The sequence below is a fragment of the Phycisphaeraceae bacterium genome, assembly GCA_020639155.1.
Classification (GTDB): Bacteria; Planctomycetota; Phycisphaerae; order Phycisphaerales; family UBA1924; genus JACKHF01.
Genome location: JACKHF010000001.1, coordinates 1,300,177 through 1,318,034 on the forward strand (window position 1 = coordinate 1,300,177; position 17,858 = coordinate 1,318,034).

General features: G+C 57.5%; 13 protein-coding genes and 1 tRNA gene. 10 read left to right on the forward strand and 4 right to left on the reverse strand.

From position 1 onward, the window contains the following. Positions 1–32 precede the first annotated feature (32 nt). From H6815_05545 to H6815_05555, 3 genes are all read left to right on the forward strand, one after another. Positions 33–1,226 carry a hypothetical protein gene (locus H6815_05545; protein ID MCB9859902.1) on the forward strand — a complete coding sequence of 398 codons (1,194 nt, stop codon included), beginning with the start codon at positions 33–35 and terminating at the stop codon, positions 1,224–1,226. Positions 1,227–1,385: 159 nt separating this feature from the next. Beyond that, complete coding sequence (locus tag H6815_05550; GenBank protein ID MCB9859903.1) at positions 1,386–2,603, forward strand: hypothetical protein; 1,218 nt, start codon at positions 1,386–1,388, stop codon at positions 2,601–2,603. Positions 2,604–2,671: 68 nt separating this feature from the next. Continuing rightward, positions 2,672–3,160, forward strand: a complete 489-nt coding sequence (locus H6815_05555; GenBank protein MCB9859904.1) for a hypothetical protein — start codon at positions 2,672–2,674, stop codon at positions 3,158–3,160. Positions 3,161–3,199: 39 nt separating this feature from the next. Here H6815_05555 and H6815_05560 read toward each other — a convergent pair whose 3' ends face one another. Together H6815_05560 and mqnB are read right to left on the reverse strand one after the other, a co-directional pair. Continuing rightward, positions 3,200–3,745, reverse strand: a complete 546-nt coding sequence (locus H6815_05560) for a histone H1-like repetitive region-containing protein (GenBank protein ID MCB9859905.1) — start codon at positions 3,743–3,745, stop codon at positions 3,200–3,202. A gap of 127 nt (positions 3,746–3,872) precedes the next feature. Continuing rightward, complete coding sequence (mqnB, locus tag H6815_05565) at positions 3,873–4,688, reverse strand: futalosine hydrolase (protein MCB9859906.1); 816 nt, start codon at positions 4,686–4,688, stop codon at positions 3,873–3,875. Positions 4,689–5,022: 334 nt separating this feature from the next. Between mqnB and H6815_05570 the strand changes: the two genes are divergently transcribed. The 3 genes from H6815_05570 to H6815_05580 all read left to right on the forward strand — a co-directional run bounded on the left by H6815_05570 (position 5,023) and on the right by H6815_05580 (position 12,003). Next, positions 5,023–6,909 (forward strand): HlyD family efflux transporter periplasmic adaptor subunit, encoded by a 1,887-nt coding sequence (locus tag H6815_05570; GenBank protein ID MCB9859907.1) that lies wholly within the window; start codon positions 5,023–5,025, stop codon positions 6,907–6,909. Positions 6,910–6,994: 85 nt separating this feature from the next. Beyond that, positions 6,995–8,683: an HlyD family efflux transporter periplasmic adaptor subunit gene (locus H6815_05575; protein MCB9859908.1), complete on the forward strand. Its 1,689-nt coding sequence runs from the start codon at positions 6,995–6,997 to the stop codon at positions 8,681–8,683. Then, entirely contained in the window at positions 8,680–12,003 is a 3,324-nt protein-coding gene (locus tag H6815_05580; protein MCB9859909.1) for an efflux RND transporter permease subunit, read from the forward strand. The genes H6815_05575 and H6815_05580 overlap by 4 nt, the downstream gene beginning before the upstream one ends. On the opposite strand, the gene H6815_05585 is transcribed toward H6815_05580, so the two are convergent. After that, positions 11,975–12,421, reverse strand: coding sequence for a hypothetical protein (locus tag H6815_05585; GenBank protein ID MCB9859910.1), 447 nt, complete (start codon positions 12,419–12,421; stop codon positions 11,975–11,977). The two genes, H6815_05580 and H6815_05585, sit on opposite strands and share 29 nt — an antisense overlap. A 37-nt stretch (positions 12,422–12,458) precedes the next feature. Then, on the reverse strand, positions 12,459–13,319 hold the full coding sequence (locus tag H6815_05590) for an RluA family pseudouridine synthase (protein MCB9859911.1): 861 nt from the start codon (positions 13,317–13,319) through the stop codon (positions 12,459–12,461). Positions 13,320–13,455: 136 nt separating this feature from the next. Between H6815_05590 and H6815_05595 the strand changes: the two genes are divergently transcribed. The 4 genes from H6815_05595 (at position 13,456) to H6815_05610 (ending at position 17,857) form a co-directional block, all read left to right on the forward strand. Next, a complete protein-coding gene (locus tag H6815_05595) occupies positions 13,456–13,989 on the forward strand; it encodes a Dabb family protein (GenBank protein ID MCB9859912.1) in 534 nt (177 codons plus the stop codon). Positions 13,990–14,058: 69 nt separating this feature from the next. After that, complete coding sequence (locus H6815_05600) at positions 14,059–15,222, forward strand: N(4)-(beta-N-acetylglucosaminyl)-L-asparaginase (protein ID MCB9859913.1); 1,164 nt, start codon at positions 14,059–14,061, stop codon at positions 15,220–15,222. Between the two features lie 86 nt (positions 15,223–15,308). Then, the gene (locus H6815_05605) at positions 15,309–17,732 is read left to right on the forward strand and encodes a heavy metal translocating P-type ATPase (protein MCB9859914.1); all 2,424 of its coding nucleotides are present in this window, start codon (positions 15,309–15,311) and stop codon (positions 17,730–17,732) included. 52 nt (positions 17,733–17,784) lie between these two features. Further along, positions 17,785–17,857, forward strand: a tRNA-Ile gene (locus H6815_05610). The last annotated feature ends 1 nt before the right edge of the window (position 17,858 follow it).

Below are 17,858 nucleotides of genomic sequence, written 5' to 3' on the forward strand. Positions count from 1 at the left end.
ACACAAGTACGCAGCGAAGGAGTTTAATTACAATGACGAAGACAAAGACTTTGGCCTTGACGGCTGGCATCTGCGGGGCACTGGCTGGTTCCGCCGTTGCCCAGACCTCGACAAATACCATGATTGGTAACGAGGTGCTCAGCAATGCAGCCAACCAGTCCAGCCTGCTCGGCAACTCGCAGAGCACGCTGACTGCGTTCGGTATGATCCAGTTCCGTTTCATGGTTGCAGCACTCGAGTCCGGCGACGATGACGTTGTGACTGGTTTCCAGACACGCCGCACACGCGCTGGATTCAAGGGTGATATCGACGACCAGTTCTCGTACTACGTTCAGTTCGAGTTCTCTCGTTCATCCGGTTCGGCAGGCCTGCTCGATGCATTCCTCGACATTGATATGGGCGAAGGCGCAAACCTCCGTGTTGGTCAGTTCAAGACTGGTGCATCACGCGAGAACAGCATTTCCTCATCCAAGGGTCTGTTTGCAGATACCTCGATTGTCCGTGGCACATTCAGCCCCGGTCGTTCACAGGGTCTTGCATACATGTTCGAGAACCCGGACAGCAACATGCGCGGTGCGATCGCTGTGACAGACGGCTTCGGTACCTCGAACACGGATATCACTTCCGGCAGCGAGGGCGATATCGCCATCACAGGTAATGTCGATTACTCATGGACAGGTTCTGATTTTAAGATCTTTGATGACTTCACATCAGGTCAGGGCGCAGCCAACGGTCAGGACTACCACGGTTTGGTTGGTGGTGCAGTGCACTTCCAGTCCGGCGGCAGCACGGTCGGCACAACAGATGCAACCATGTTCTGGGCATCCGGTTATGTGCAGGTCGAAGGCGATGGCTGGAACGGCTTTGCTGAAATCGACCTCATGCAGATGGATCCGGATGGCGGCGACAGCACGCTCGACATCGGCTTCCTTGCACAGGGCGGCTATATGTTCGACGAGAACAACGAAGGTATTCTCCGCATCGAAGGTCTCATTCCCGATGGCGATCGCTCGGGCGACGATATGTTCCTCGCGCTCACATTCGGTATGAACCATTACTTCAACCCGGCTGATCCGCACTCAGCCAAGTTCACAGTTGACGTGATGATCCCCTTCGAGGACGCAGCCAACTGTGACATTGTCACCACCAGCACAACAACAGGTCTGTTCGCTTCTTCCGAGAGCGGCGACTTTGCAGCACGTGCACAGGTGCAGGGCAAGTTCTAATCAGCCCTTCGTTCGGCTGATCACACATTCGGCATTTGCTGAATGAGATGAAAACGATCGCCGGGCGGGCCGTTGCTGGTCCGCCCGGTCTTGTAGGTAAAGACCGCCAGGGGTAGACCTCAGGTATCATTTGAGGCTGGGTGACGGAGGGCATGTCCGATGCATACACAGCAACCTCGTCGTGCAGGGGCATGTGTCGCGAGTCGGGTGCTCGCAGCAGGCGTTGCATTCACAGTTCCCGCGATTGCCTTCGCGCAAACAGGGACCTCAAGCGTGCCGGTCAGCTCGTATGACGAACTGTTTGGCGATGCAGCGCTCCGTGAGATTGCTGAGAGGAACAACACGCTGTCAGGCGTCGAGTTCGGTGGCGTCATGCAGTTCCGCTATCTCTCCATCTATCGCGGCGACCAGTTTATCAACGATGAGCTGACAACCGGCTTCCAGAACTCTCGCACGCTTGTGTGGTTTGGCGGAGATCTCGGTGAGGAGTTCCGCGTGTATGTGCAGGGCGGATTCGACCACTTTGATCCGGGCGAGTTCGGATTAAACGACGCATACCTGACATATCAGTACAATGAACGAGTCCAGTTTGGTGCTGGTCAGAGAAGATCTCCACTCCTCCAGCAGGACATTGTGGAACCTTGGAATCAACAGGCGATCGAGGTATCGAGCGCACATCTCTTTCTCTCGCCCATTGAGGTGCAGGGTGTTTGGGTTTATGCTGAACAGGACGCAACACGCGGGTGGCTGATGCTGCACGACGGTGTCGGTTCCGGCAATACCGATATCGATTCCGCGGATGAAGCGGACGTTGCGCTCGTTGCCCGTGGCGAGTATAAATGGGCGGGTGCGTGGGACCAGTTCGATCAGTTTACAAGTCCGATGGATGCCGAAGAAGCGGGGCGTGTCGGTGCAGCCTTTGGGTTCCAGACGGGCGGCTCTACAGTGGGCTCGCAGGATATCGATGCGCTGTACTTTATCTTTGATGCTATGTATCAGGGATCAGGCTGGAACTTGTTCGGTCAAGTTGCTGTTGCAACGATCGATCAGACAAACGCTTCCGATCTTGTGGAGTTTACTGCCGAGTTCCAGGCGGGTATGTACCTTTCACAGTCAACCGAGATCTTCGGTCGATTCGATTCAATCTTCCCGGATGACGCACGTCCAAATCACGATCCGACAACAATTCTGACGTTTGGCATCAACGAGTATCTGATTCCGGATGATCCGCAGGCACTCAAGCTCTCGTTTGATGTGCAATGGCTTTTCCAGGATCCCGTGGGTAGTGGAACACCAGGGTCAACCCTCACGGGCGTGCTTCCCAGTGTGGACGCGGGCGAAGTTGTCTTCAAAGGGCAGATCCAGGCTCGGTATTGATACGCTGCGCATAACCAGATGAAACTGATTGCTCGCATATCGCGAGCTTTTTGTGCGAATGATACAGCATGAACACGACGAAGCAGGCATCGTTTGATCTTCCTGTTGCCCATCGGTACTTTGGTGTTGAGTGCAACAACGCTGCGTGGGATCTGATCGAGCAGGATGATCGTACCGGCGAAGAGACCGATCGCATGATTGCGCTAGCGCATGCTTCGGCTTTTCATTGGCAGCACATTGGCACACCGACGCATGCTGTTCGAGGGTTGGTGCTCGTTGTGACTGCATATATCAAGGCTGAGTTGAGCGAGTGTGCGATGCATTATGCCCATCGAATGCTCAGTGCATCAGGGCAGATTGCTGATACTATGAGCAGCTTTGATACCGCGTGTGTGCACGGTGCAGCGATGTGCGCGAATCATCTTGCTGGTGATGTTGAAGAAACAGCCAGACATCGGTCAATTGCGATGGATGCGCACGGACGATGTGACGCCGATGAAAAGAACGTGCTTAGTGTTTGCTACGGATTGCATGAAAAAACCGGCAAAAATCCATGATTTAAGCCGGTCTCTTTGTCTTGGAATCGAGTCGGTATATCAGAACCGATACATGAACTCTTCGGCAACAACCTTGCCGTTCTTTACGTTGTACACACCAACCTCGGTCATGGTCATGCGCTGACCCGTTGACTTTGTGGTTGTATCAATTGTGTAGCGGATGCCGAACCCGGTGGCGCCAACATACGGACCGTCAACTTCCAGTGAGTGGACGATGTGATCGTCCATCCATGCCTGGGATTTCTCGCGAAGCGCTCTCATGCCTGTCCACGACATCGCAACTCCTGCGCCCTCGGTCGAAACGACATTGCGATGGAAGTGCTTCTTCCAGATGGCATCGTCGCCAGCTTGTGCCTTGATCATCTCGACAACATCTGCGCCGATCTCGGCTGGTGTTGCTCCCTTGCCGGTTTTGACCGGTTTCGGCTTTGCGACAGCTTTGCGAGATGCCTTCTTTTTCGTTGTTGTCTTCTTCGTCGCTGATTTCTTTGCAGTCGCCTTCTTCGCTACTGTCTTTTTCGCAGCAACTTTCTTTGCAGTTGTCTTCTTCGCAGTCGGTTTCTTTGTGGTGGTTTTTTTCGCCATGTCGAGCATCCTGTGTGGTTGACCGTGTGTTTGCGCTGCGGCGTGCAGCGCAAAACGATATTCCCCAGACATGCCCGCGGGCGCGAAGATCGTGCCATGAACAGCGTGTCGGGAAACATCGAACCTGCTACTGCGGCAATGACGCGACCACGCTTGCGACCTCGGCGAGCACATCCATGGCCAGATTCAGATCCCATCGCTGATGGTTTCGATCTCCGGTTGTGTTGGAAATGACACGCACCTCAACAGCTGAAACGCGGAGCCAGTGAGCGGCCAGGACAACCGCGGCCCCCTCCATTGCTTCGCACGCTGCGCCCGAGTATTGAGCCCGGGTGGACGCGAGTTCGTCGGTCCCAGCACAGATCGACACGGTTGCGACGGGAGCTGACACTGCACAGGAGATCATGCTGTCGGGCTGGGCTGATCGCTCGACAAGTTGGTCGAGAAGTGCCTTGCTGGCATTTGGATCGTGCGGTGCAGCCTCGATGGTGTGGGGCGGGCTTTGTTTGTTGTGGGGGTCCTCGATGCCGAACCCAAGTTCAGACATGGGTATGAAACGATCCGGAGCTTGCACTCCTTCGTCCGCGAAAAGGCATTGTGATGAAACAACAACGGTCCCGATGTCAAGGCTGGGAGCCCCGTCTGGTCCAGACAGGGCACCTGCGATACCGAGACTGATGACCCGGGCGTGTCCATACTCGTTGAGGGCCCGAAAGGTAAGCAATCCAGCCTGCGTCTTTCCAACACCGCACCGCATGAGATCCCACTGATGACTGCCGCTGGTGCTCCGCGAGACTTCGCCGATCTTCGGCGAATCGGGGTTGAATCCGAGGACTGGAGCGACTGCCTCCCACTCCTTTGGAGCAGCAACGACCACGAGCCCATGCCTAGAAGGCAGTTGAGAGGAGACGATTGCGTCAGGCTGGGTATCTTGGTGCTGCATGAGGAGAGGATATCAGGACGTCCGGATCTTCGGCTTGTGATTGGGATTTCTGTTGAAATGGGGGAGTTCTCGACAAAGATCAGGTTCTGAGGCAATCAATGGAAGCACAACCGCGTTTGTGTGGTTGGTGAGAGTGGAAGATCGGCTGTTCGGTGCCGATGTGGGGCAGGTCAGGCGTTGCTGAAGAAACAATGGTACTGTGGATGGGTTCCGAACATCTACAGGAGCCTCCTCATCGAAACCGGAACAGTTTGAGCTTCACACGACGATAATCTCTGCCTCGCCAGACTTGTTGTGGCGCAGCACACTGGATCAAGTTCGGGATATGGCACATATGGCAGCACAGAAACTTCACACATATCTGGATCGCACATCTGCCCGGCGTGGGGGCGCGATGGCGTTGGTCGTTACGCTCATCGTCGTTGGTTTACTCGCGGCTGCTGGGTACTTTGCGATGCGGTCCGGCGGTGATTCCATTGATGTTGCAGCACGGCGAGATCTTGCGACTGCGTCCAACAGATCGTTCGATATCAACACTGTCGCGTCGGGCACCATCGAGACCCGGAATCGTGTTGAGATTCGTTCTCGCGTTGAAGCGAGGTCAACCATCTCATACATCATTGACGAGGGAACGCTGGTCAAGCCCGGCGATGTACTGCTGCGCCTGAACACCGAAACGATCGAGCAGGAGATCGCGTCGCAGGAACTTGAGGTGGCCAACGCGGTCGCAGCGAAGGTGAATGCTGAGAACGATCTGAAGAATCAGGTCGATCAGAACGAGTCGAATCTTCGCAAAGCGAACCTGAAGGTGGACCTTGCTGAACTCGCTCTTGCTCAATGGGAGGAAGAAGACAAGAAGGAGATCATCCGACTGGATCAGGCCTATGCCAGCGCAGAGCGCAATCTGAACCGACTGATCGAGAAGGTGGATGAGAGCCGGGTGCTGACCGAGAAGGGATATTACAGCGTTGATCGGCTTCAGCTCGACGAGATCGAACTGGAGGAAGCCAAGGCCAAGATCAAAACGGCTGAACTGGATCGCCAGATCTACAACGAATATCGCCGTGCAACGAGCAAGGCTCAGGCCGAGTCAGACCTGACAGAAGCGAAGGCAGAGCGCGAACGCCAGAAACGTTCGGATGAGAACACACTCGAATCGAGGCAGGCAACGCTCGACAACAGGATCGATCAGCTTCGTATCCGCGATGAGCGTCTTGCCAAGCTTCGCTCACAGCTTGAGATGTGCGAGGTGCGTGCGCCGAACGACGGTCTCGTTGTGTACGCGACAAGTCTCGGTGAGAACAACGGTCGTGGCGGCAACAACGACACGCCACTCCAAGTCGGTACAGAGGTTCGATACAACGAACTGATCATGATCATTCCGGATACCGGTGAGATGCGTGCTCGCGTGAAGGTGAACGAAGCGCTTTCGGGGAAAGTGCAGCGAGGCCAGCACGCCACGATCACGGTCAATGCGCTCGGCAAGCAAGTGTTTACCGGTGTGGTGGACTCGATCGGCGTGCTGGCGGAGGGTGGCGGATGGCGTGACCCAAATCGCCGTGAGTATACAGTCTTTGTGACGATCACCAGCGGAAACGTTGGCGCTTTGAAGCCTTCCATGCGCTGCGACGCGGACATCCAGCTTGGTCAGGTTTCAGATGCGCTGACGGTGCCCGTTCCTGCCGTTTTTACGGATGGGCCAGTGCGCTATGTGTACGCACTGGACGGCGAGGAGATAAAGCGGATTCCGGTCAAGGTCGGGAAACGTTCAAACACCTATGCCGAGATCCTTGCTGGCATAGAGAATGGGGCGAGAGTGCTCGTCCGCAAGCCAGACACCGGTGAGGTGGAGGAAGCGGCATGGGATGCAGCGCAACTGCAGCTCGTTGGGCTGAGCGTCGACGACCAAGGTAACCCGATTGATGAGTCCATGCGCATGATGCCAGCCATGATGGAAACAAGTGAGGGTGGCGGGATCATGGGTTCCGGCGGTCGCACGGCACCCAATATGAATGGCGGAATGAACGGAAACCGCGGGAATATGCCCAGACAGAACCGCAATGGCGAGCGGGGCGGAGATCGTCAGGGCAATCGTGACGGGAATCAGCCAGCTCCGGAACGCTCTGAAAACGGAACATCTGAGACCCCCGTTAAAGCCACGTCAGAGAGTACATCTGCTTCCGAAACAACGACCACAGCAAAGCCCGAAGCAAACCGTTAAGACGACATCCGTTTTTCCGGACGATTACTTTGAAGCCCGTGCAGCAGTTGCGCGGGCTTTTCGTTTGGGAATCATGCGAAATTCAATGCCATGGGCAGACGGCACATCGATCACGCGCAACAATGCAGGGTTTTCCGCGCAGCGCGAGCTGCCGATACGCCACATTCGCATGGCTGCGATGGTTCAGCCGCAAGCTCTGCGAATCCAGGAACCAGTACACATGGGTGTTGCATCGACGAAAGAGGCGCAGCACGGACCCCGGTCCGAGCGTGCTGATGTACCTGCGAACAACACGAGTGCATATGCATCTCAGGCAAACGTGACGACGAAGCCGCACGCTGGCGTGCAGACGGTTGTGCAGTCCGGCGAACGGAGCAGGCCGATCGCGCTGATCACACGATCAGTAGTTGGGTGTGTGGTGCTGGGTGCTGCTATGGCGGCAGCGCAGATGCTTGTTGCGACCAAGCCACCCCCGGAAAAAAAACCGGTGGAGGAGAGCACATACTCCGTGGTTGCGATTGAAGCACCGCAGTTTGTTGTTGCGCAGCGATTCGACGGGTACGGCACGGTTCGTGCCATGGCTGATTCTGACGTGACCGCCGAGGTGAAGGGTGTTGTGATCGATCGACCCGTGCGTGTTGAAGAGGGATCTGCTATTGCGCAGGGACAGCGCATTGTCCTGCTCGACGCGTCAGATTACCAACAACAGTTGCTTGGTGCGCAGCAGCGGGTGGCATCTCTGGAGGCGCAGATCGAGTCACTCGACATCCAGCAGGAGAGCCTGAAGAAGCAGATCGAACTGACATCAGAACAGACCGAACTTGCGCGGAACGACTACAACCGGGAACTTGAAGCCCGCGAGCAGGGAGCGCACAACGACATCGATGTTGAGCAAACGCTTTCGTCATTGATCCGTCATCAGCGTGATCTTGAGATTCTAAAGGTACAACTGGCAGGCATCGAGCCGAGCAGAAAATCGCTGCAGGCACAGGTTAACTCTGCAAAGGCAGATGTTGCGCTCGCACAGAAGAACGTGGACCGGACAGAGATCTCAGCACCAATTGGTGGCACGCTGCAGATGGTTAACGCCCGTGTCGGCGAGCAGTTGATGCCCGGCACGCTCGTTGCGAGGATTGTTGATCTCTCGCGTGTGGAGGTGCCGGTACGACTCCCAATGAGTGCCCGCAACCTTGTGCATCCTGGGGATGCGATTGAGATCGTAACAGGTGCCTGGGTAGGTGCGTTTGTCGAGACACGGTGGAACGCCACGATCGCGCGTATATCGCCGGAGGTTGACACCCAGACACGCACGATCATTGCCTACGTTGTGGTTGATCAGGACCATGCCAACGGGGCCGGTGTGTCGGACAAGCCGGTGCTGCTGCCGGGACAGTTTGTTGAAACAACGGTTGTCAGTTCTTCAAGCCAGCAGCGCGTTGTCATCCCGCGCACCTCTGTCGACAACGATCATGTGTTCGTCGCAGATGAGAAGGGACAGGTGTCCAGGCGATCGGTGCGCATCGCGTTCACCGTGGATGCGAAGGAACTGCCGAGTCTGCTCGAGAATATCCCCGAGACCGAGCACCACATCACCCAGTGGGCAGTGCTGGATTCGGGTGTTGAACCGGGCGAGCGTGTGATCTTGTCGAACCTGTCACAGATGGTGCCGGGAACGTATGTCAACACGTCGATCGGTGGCGAGATCCATTTCGCTGAGCATCCGCAGGTGCCTGCTGAGCCAACGGATGAATCCACTGCGGGAGGCGCATCATGAGTCTTGCCCGGTTTGGTGTTCAGCGCCCGGTTGTCGCGAATCTCACGATGTTCGCTCTTCTGCTTGGCGGACTTGTGTTTGGCGTGGGACTTCGCCGTGAGTTTTTTCCTGAGATCAACTCGGACATGGTGACCGTCACAGCGCCGTATCCGGGTGCGTCGCCGGATGAGGTAGAGAGCGCGCTCGCGGTCAAGATTGAAGACGCGCTGAAGGATGTCGACGACATCAAGGAGATCCGCACGACCGCAGCAGAGGGTCTTGCGTCGATCACCGTCGAGTTCCTCCCCGGCACAGACATTGACGAGCGCCTGTTCGAGATCAAACGGATTGTTGATGCGCTGCAGGATCTGCCGGAAGAAGCCGAGCGGATCGTTGTGACGAAGATCGAGCCGAATCTTCCAACGATCAATCTGCTGGTGACCAGCGAGGACGACTGGACGCAGGAATCAGAGCAAGTGCAACGCGCGCAGAAGCGGGCGCTCAAGGATGCGATCAACTCGATCCGCGATGATCTTGAGTCGCTGCCGGACATGGGCACGCTGGTGCGCAACGGCGCTCGGACGGACGAGATTCGCGTGCGCGTGCATCCTGATGCGCTGCAGGAGCACGGGCTCGACATCCCCGAGGTTGCTGCGCGAATTCGCCAGAGCATGATCGATCTGCCCGCTGGTGCGGTGCGCACACCCACAGAGACGATCAACATCCGCACGATCGGCGCCGACGATCGTGTGAGCGAGGTTCGTGACATTGTGGTGAAGTCGTCGCCGGGCGGGCAGGTTCTGCGCCTGCACGAGATCGCCGACATCGATGATGACTTTGTTGATCAGGACCTGTACTACCGGTCGAATGGCAAACCTGCGATGGGTCTGATGGTACTGAAGAAGGGCGATCAGGACATCGTGCAGATTGCAGAGATGGTCAAGGCCTACATCGCGGGGCGCAATGGCGATGAGTTCAAGCCGAGTTTCCTCGACACGATGAGTGCCCAGTCGGGCAAACCATCGCCCCGCATGCAGGCATACCAACTGGGACAGTCGCGTGCCGAGGTTCCGCTGCCGGGCATGCTGAGCTACGACACGGACCTTGCCCGATTTGTTGTCGGGCGCTTGAACCTGCTGACACGCAATGCGATCTGGGGCGCGGCGCTGGTGTTCCTGACGCTGATGTTGTTCCTCAGTTGGCGCGCCAGTTTCTGGGTGCTCGTCGGATTGATTGTGTCGATGGCTGCGACGTTGATGGTCATGCACTTCATCGGGCAGACGCTGAATCTTCTGACGATGTTCGGATTGATCATCGTGCTGGGTCTGCTTGTGGACGATGCAATTGTCGTTGCCGAGAACATCGCATCGCGCCACGAGTCCGGCGAATCGCCGTTGCAAGCGGCGATCAAAGGGACCGAGCAGGTCGGCTGGCCCGTTGTTGCGACGGTTGTCACCTCGGTTGTTGCGTTCCTTCCGTTCACAGTGATCACGGGTCGATTCGGAGACATGATCGGTGTGCTGCCGGTTGTCGTCGCATGCGCATTGCTCGTGTCGCTGGGCGAGAGTCTATTCATCCTGCCCGTGCACATGGGGCACAGCCTTGAGACGATGGACCGCAGACGCGCTCGTGGCAAGCACTCCCGGCTTGACAGGATCGAGATGCGCATGGACGCGGTGCGGGCTTCGTTCTTTCAGAAGCTGTTGATCCCGACATATGAGAAGCTGTTGCGATGGTGCTTACGAGCACGGTATCTCACGCTGGCAATTGCTGCTGCGACACTGGTGTTCTCGCTCGGGCTTGTTGGTGGCGGGCGTGTGAAGTTCACCATGATGGAGACCAACGATTCCGAGACAGTAAACATCTCGCTGCGCATGGCTGTTGGAACACCGGTGACAGTCACAGACAGCATGATTCGCAGGATCGAGCGGATCGCTGGTTCCATGCCTGAGGTGTCCTCGATCTCGACATCGGTTGGCGCGGTTGGCGCGATGGACATGGAGTCGGTGGATGTGGCAACACACATCGGCCAGGTTGTGCTTGAGCTTGTGCCCATCGAGCAGCGTGATCGCACGAGCGTGCAGGTGCGATCGGACATTCGATCGCAGCTCGGCGTGCTGGCGGGTGTGCGCGAGCTTCGTCTTGAAGAGATCCAAGGAGGTCCGGACGGGCCGCCAATTACCTTGTCTGTTGTTGGTGAAGATGAGGAATCCATCAAGCTGGTTGTTGAGGACATGAAACGCAGACTCAACGAGTTTGCGGGCGTGCGCGATATATCGGATGATTCGGACGCTGGCGCACGCGAGCTGCGCATCAGCCTGCTGCCCGGTGCCAATGAGCTCGGGTTTACGACGGAGAATGTTGCTCGGCAGATCCGTGGTGCGGTGTTCGGGCTTGAAGCACACACATTCCCGGGCGATCGTGAGAGTGTCGATGTGCGCGTGACGCTGCCCGATGAGCAGCGCAGGAGCCTTGCTGAGATTGAGCGTTCGTACGTGCGGAGCCCCGCGGGAGATCTTGTGCCGCTCGCCGAGATCGCGTCTCTCTCCCGATCGCAGGCGTATGCGACGATCCGTCGGCTCGACGGCAAGCGTGTTGTGACTGTGACCGCGGACATCGACGACAACGCCGATGTGAAACCCGAGCAGGTGATGGCCGAGCTTCGCCCGCAGTACGCTGAAGCGATCGCGAACGTGCGTGGTGTCAGCATCGTCGAGCGCGGGAAACAGAAAGACTTTATTGATGCGATGAGTTCGCTGCCGATCGGTATGCTCATTGCGTGCGTGCTGATCTATGTCGTGCTCGCGTGGCTGTTCCAAAGCTATCTTCAGCCGATCATTGTCATGACAGCGATTCCGTTCGCGATCATCGGTGTGGTGTGGGGGCACCTGCTGATGGGATACACCATGACGTTCCTGTCGCTGGTTGGTTTCATGGCGCTCTCGGGAATTGTTGTGAACGACTCGCTTATTCTGATGGAGTTTATCAATCACGCGTATCGAGTTGAAGGGAAGAGCCTGAAGGACGCGTGCATCGGCGCGGGCACCGCTCGCATTCGCGCCATCCTGCTGACAACACTCACAACGGTCGCCGGGCTGCTTCCCATGATGCTTGAGCAGAGTTTCCAGGCGCAGTTCCTGATTCCCATGGCGATCACCATCAGCTTCGGGCTGTTGTCGTCAACGCTGCTGCTGCTGGTTGTGCTTCCGTGCCTGCTGCTAATCTTTCAGGATGTAAAGCGGATCGTTGTGGGATTGTGGACCGGCGATCGCGATCTGATCATGGCTCGCACGCGCCTCGTGCCGAAGACTGTTAGCCTTGCCGAGATCGATGCACACTGAAGAACCCGGCAACTCCGGCTATGACTCCGATTGAGTCAAGCAACAGAAAATACTGCGGGACCATGCGCATCTGTTCGTGGAAAGAGATATCCCGCATAGCGATGCCCTGCCCCTTTGACATCTCGTATGCGAGCTTCGCGTCAGGGGATGTCCACGACATCCATTCGACTGCGTACATCAGCGCGAGCAGCGTGCAACCGAAGGCCAGAGTAAAGAGCAGTACGATGCGTGCGGATCCCGCGTGAAGTGCGATATGTGCCGGTGTCTCTTTGCCTCCATTGTTTCTGCGAAAGAAAACACCCGCTGGGTATATGAAGACGAATGAAACGGGGATCATGGCAAACATGCACATCAGCTTCTCGTCCCTTGAAAGCAGATGGAACCAGACGCAGATGTTCTCAAGGAGCTGGTAGAGCACGTCCAGCATTGTACATCATGACGGATGTGATCGCATGTCAGAACGCAGCGTTGCTGGTGATGGTGATCCGCTCGCCGGTCACGGGATGGAAGAATGCGAGCCTGCTCGCGTGCAGCATCATGCGGGGTGCTGCGGCTGTACCGTCTCTCGTGTTGTAGAGTGAATCTCCAACAATAGGGCAGGCGAGCCCACCCGGGAGCGTGCTCGCATTGCGAAGATGCCTCGGTGCGTGCGTGTCGAGTGCTGTGCCGACAATCGGGTTGTCGGTGCGTAGCTTCGGGTTCTTCTCCGCTTCCTGCGCAAGTGTTGAATAGTCATCCCGGCGTACTTCGCATGGTGCAGCCGCATGCACACGCAGTTGGTGCGATCGGCCCGTAAGTGGATGGAATCTGATGCGCGTGACGGACATGGAAAGATTGTGAAATTCAGCTTCGGTGCGATCAATGACGCTGAACAGTGTGCGCGCGGGTTTGCCGACAACAAAGTCAATGATCTGCCTCGGTCTGTTCGGCCAATCAGCGATCAACGGCAGATCAATCGCGCCGGTGTCCGGTGTCACGTGCCCTTGCAGCAGCGCTGTGTAGGTCTTTGCGACGAGCCTGTTCTCAAACTGGCGTGAGAGCGATCGATGCGCGGGCTTTGTTAATCCGACGACCATCAGACCGCTTGTTTCAAGATCCAGTCGATGCACCGCGATAGGCCCACTTGCATCAGGGAACATGGTCCTGACCCGCGCGACCACGCAATCCGCCCGCGATGGATCGGTCTCAGCACCCTTGGCGGGAACAGCGAACAGACCTGCGGGCTTATCTACCACCGCAATGTGTTCGTCAGCAAAGTGGACGACCAGGCCGTGTGCATCATCGGGGATAGTGGGTTCTTCCATCTGATTGTCCACATGGCGAGTGTAGTGTCCATTCACCCAAACACGACAGAAAGAGTGGTCTGCCGACTCCCAATACAGGCGCATGCATCATGTGAGCGCGTGATGTTGTACCATACATCCATCTTGTCTGACTTTCCGGAGTATCCACATGACGAACCCACCGCCTCGTTCTCTGCCTTCTCTCACCCGCACGCTTGCCATAGCAGGTGTGCTTCTTTCCAGCGTAATGGTGCTCCAGGGCTGCATCTATGTCCGCACGCGCGAGGTGCGCGTTGTTGATGCGAAAGATGCGCCAGCCCGCAAGATGCACGAGCATCACGAGTTTCATACCGACGCTCATGGGGAAGATGAGCCTCCCATGCTGGTGATGCAATCGCCAGCCGAGGTGAACCATGTTGTGTTCATGAAGCTCAAGGATCCGTCAGACCGCAGAGATCTTCTGGAGGACTGCCGCGAGATGACGCGCCAGATCCCGGGGATCACCTCGGTGTTCTGCGGATCGCATCTGGACATCGGTCGTGGGACAGTCGAGACCGATTATGATCTGTGTCTGTACGTGGGGTTCATCGATACACACGCGTACGAGCACTATGTCGATCATCCTGCGCACGTTGGTCTGGTGACCGAATGGAAGCCGAAGCTGGAATGGCTGCGCGTGTACGACATCCGGGATGAGGGCTGACTTCGCGACAAATTCCACGAGAGTGCCCCAAGCTTTGCAGCGAGTCCGGAAACCTGATATGCTTTTGGTATGGATTCAGAGCATGCCCTCAGGGCAATAGATCGTCGCGCCGTTCTTGGTCTTGGTATCGCGGCCGGGGTTGGTGTCGGTGTCTCGTCAGGTGTTTCAGCCATGCCATCATCATCGCTTGCGGGAAAACCGGCAAAGGGGCCGGTTGTTATTGCATCAGCCAACGGTATCAACGCTGTGAAGCTTGCATACGACAGGATTGTGGGTGGTGCCGACTGTGTCGATGCGATTGTCGAGGGTGTGTCACTCGTTGAGAACGATCCGAAGGACATGTCGGTGGGGTATGGCGGTCTGCCGAATGAGCATGGCGTGGTGCAGCTTGACGCTTCGGTCATGCACGGTCCAACGCACAAATGTGGTGCTGTCGCGTGCATTGAGGATATAAAGAATCCTGCAGCTGTTGCGCTGCTTGTGCTCAAACGCACCGATCACTGTCTGATCGTCGGTCAGGGAGCGCGTGACTTTGCAATTGCCAACGGATTTACGCCTGAGAACCTGCTGACAGACGAGGCGCGTCAGGTCTGGCTTCGCTGGAAAGCGAACGCGAATCGGTCCGACGACTGGCTGGGCGACGACGAGATGGACTGGGATCCGAAAGACCCGAAGAACAACGGCAGAGGCCCGCTCGGCGCTTTATACAATGAGTTCGGCGAGAAGTTGGCAGACACCGGCGCTGACATGCATGTCGAGTGGCGGAACGGCATCCCGTACACGACTGGCACCATCAACTGCTGCGCCGTTGATGCGAGCGGCGATGTTGCGTCGTGTACGACCACCAGCGGACTCAGCTACAAGATCCCGGGGCGCGTCGGTGACAGCCCAATCCCCGGTGCGGGGATGTACTGCGACAACGATGTCGGAGCTGCTGGCGCGACCGGACGCGGCGAAGCGGTGATCCAGAACTGCGGCGGGTTTGCTGTTGTTCGCGCGATGGAACGCGGACTGTCACCGACCGATGCCTGCCTTGAAGTGCTCTCACATATCGTGAAGAAGACCCGCGAGAAACGTCTTCGCAATGAAGACGGCGAGGTCAACTTCGATGTGAAGCTGTACGCGGTTCGCAAGGATGGTGCGTACGGGAGCGCTTCGATCAGACCGAACGCGCGGTTTGCAGTGTGCGATGCGAATGGGAATCGTCACGAGAACTGTGCGTCGATCTACTGATCCTCAGAGTTGATCAAATCTCAGGACCTTGTATTGGTGTCACGCATATGCTCTGTGGCCATCTGAGTGGCCGAGCGGAGCATCACGTGACCGATCAGCCTGCGAGCATTACAACACGCAATGTCAGAACCGCTGCGCGGTTGTGGCGTGATCATGGCTGGAGACGAGCCATCACGCGCAAGCCGCCGCGGATCGGCGACGATCGGGTCTGCGCGGTGATTCCCTTGATGTCCACTGGCAGTGATGCGTTCGATGCGGCACTCATCGCGCAGTGCCAGACGGCGCTGAATAATCAGCCAAGGCTTGATACGAACGCGGACAGACTTGCTGACATTGCAACGGTCCACGCAAATCCGGCGCGCGTTGTGCTGCGCTACCACGCGGGGGGGTGTCCGGTCGAGGAGGTTGCAGCCGCCCTCATGCCGCTCGGCGTTGCGCCCCAGGTCACACATTGTCGCGATGCAACGCTGACTCCGGTCACACTGACGGTTCGTGGTGGTGAGGTCGAAGCGCTCCCCGCGCAACAATCGATAGTGCATGTGTTTCTTGGTGTAAAGCGTCGTGCCTTGCACGCTGCAAAGCTCGTCACATTGTCACCAGAACTCGCGATGGTACTGCTGGGCGGCGCGATTCTTCTCACAACATTTGTTCTTGGGAGAACGACGGAACTCCCCATGCTTGCTCGGTATGGGCTGCTCGCGATCAGCGCAATCCTGACATCCACTCGCACATTCCCCGAGGCGATGCGGAGCGTGCTTGGTTTTCAGGTGAATATCGACGTGCTGATGTTCGCCGCAGCTGGGGGCGCAGCTGCCATCGGACATCCCGAGGAAGGCGCGCTGCTGCTGTTCCTGTTCGGGCTTGGGTCTGCTGGCGAGCATCTCGCGATGTCGCACGCGCGCAGGTCCATCGAAGCGCTGTCCGATCTTGCGCCGCGCGTTGCAACGGTGGTGAATGCAGACGGATCAATGCGCGAAGTTCCGATCGAGAATATAGAGATCGGGCAGACTGTGCGTATCCGCGCGTTCGATCGTGTCCCGATCGACGGCATCGTGACACAAGGTCAGTCATCTGTCGATGAGACCATGCTGACCGGCGAGCCTATCCCCGTTGAGAAAGTGAACGGGTCAAACGTGTTTGCTGGCACAATGAACATGCAGGGCGTGCTGACGGTGCGTGTTACCCAGCTTGCGTCCGACACGACGCTCGCGCGCATCATGCGTCTCGTTGAAGATGCGCAGGAAGCAAAGTCAAAGGCCCAGTTGTTCACCGACCGGGTTGAAACCTTCTATGTGCCGATGGTGTTCGTGCTCACCGCGTGCGTGATGGTAATCCCGCCACTATTGAAACTGCCAGTCCTCGGTGCGGATACGTCGTGGGGCACGTGGTTCTACCGGTCAATGGCGTTCATGACCGCTGCATCGCCGTGCGCACTGGCGATCGGCACTCCCGCGACGATTCTGTGCGCTGTCGCACGTGCTGCACGGATGGGTGTGCTCGTCAAGGGCGGCGCTGCGATGGACACGCTCGCTCGTGCGAATGCCATTGCGTTCGACAAAACGGGTACACTGACGGAGGGCAAGCCCGAGGTGGTGCGCATCGTCGTTGCTGGCAATGCAGAAGATATCGACGAGAACAGGCTGCTCGCGATCGCAGCCGCGATCGAGCAGTCGGTGACGCACCCACTTGCCGACGCAGTCGTGCGCGCAGCACAATCGCGATCTGTCGTGATTCCCGGCGCAGCCGATGTCGGGCAGATCGCGGGTTCCGGTGCGTACGGAACAGTTGACGGATCGCGGATTGATGTGGTCAAGCCGTCAGCGGTGACCGCATCATGGACTGATGATCTTGCGCGGATCCGCGATGAACTCGCAACACAGGGCTCGACGATCATTGTTGTTGCTCGCAATCACGCACCGATCGGAATCATCGCACTCGACGACCGAATCCGTAGCGAAACATCGCAGATCATCGACCAGATCCGAGCACAACATGTTTCGCCATTGGTTATGCTCACCGGCGATCACGAGGGATCGGCTGCGCGTGTTGCAAGCGAACTGCATCTCGATGAGTACTTCGCCTCACTCACACCGGACGAGAAGCTGCGGCGCATCGAGCAGTTCCAGCAGGATCACGGTGTCATCGCGATGGTCGGCGACGGCGTGAATGACGCGCCCGCGCTTGCGCAGGCGAATGTCGGTATCGCGATTGGAGCTGCGCACTCTCATGTTGCGATGGAAACCGCCGACGTCGCGCTGCTGGGGTCGACGCTTGCGAACCTGCCCGGGATGATCGGTCTCGCTCGTGCAGCACGCCGGATTCTCATGCAGAATCTAATCTTCGCGATGATGGTGATCGTGGTCGTCGCGCCATTGGGTGCGCTGGGGTTTGCGAATCTGGGTATCGCGGTACTGCTGCACGAGGGATCGACGATTCTCGTCGTGCTCAACAGCCTGCGCCTGCTGGGGTTCCATCCAGCGAAGATACCCGGGCAAGGTGCTATGGCATGACGCGGGACATACACTCAGAGCCGGTCTGATCGCGATCAACGCGAGCGGCTGCGGCCCCGTAGCTCAGCGGTAAGAGCAGGCGACTCATAATCGCTTGGTCCTCGGTTCGAATCCGAGCGGGGCCAC

Bases quoted from the DNA above. Each gene is read 5' to 3' on its own strand.
- H6815_05545 (MCB9859902.1), top strand. From the start codon at position 33: ATGACGAAGACAAAGACTTTGGCCTTGACGGCTGGCATCTGCGGGGCA.
- H6815_05550 (MCB9859903.1), top strand. From the start codon at position 1,386: ATGCATACACAGCAACCTCGTCGTGCAGGGGCATGTGTCGCGAGTCGG.
- H6815_05555 (MCB9859904.1), top strand. From the start codon at position 2,672: ATGAACACGACGAAGCAGGCATCGTTTGATCTTCCTGTTGCCCATCGG.
- H6815_05560 (MCB9859905.1), bottom strand. From the start codon at position 3,745: ATGGCGAAAAAAACCACCACAAAGAAACCGACTGCGAAGAAGACAACT.
- mqnB (MCB9859906.1), bottom strand. From the start codon at position 4,688: ATGCAGCACCAAGATACCCAGCCTGACGCAATCGTCTCCTCTCAACTG.
- H6815_05570 (MCB9859907.1), top strand. From the start codon at position 5,023: ATGGCAGCACAGAAACTTCACACATATCTGGATCGCACATCTGCCCGG.
- H6815_05575 (MCB9859908.1), top strand. From the start codon at position 6,995: ATGCCATGGGCAGACGGCACATCGATCACGCGCAACAATGCAGGGTTT.
- H6815_05580 (MCB9859909.1), top strand. From the start codon at position 8,680: ATGAGTCTTGCCCGGTTTGGTGTTCAGCGCCCGGTTGTCGCGAATCTC.
- H6815_05595 (MCB9859912.1), top strand. From the start codon at position 13,456: ATGACGAACCCACCGCCTCGTTCTCTGCCTTCTCTCACCCGCACGCTT.
- H6815_05600 (MCB9859913.1), top strand. From the start codon at position 14,059: ATGGATTCAGAGCATGCCCTCAGGGCAATAGATCGTCGCGCCGTTCTT.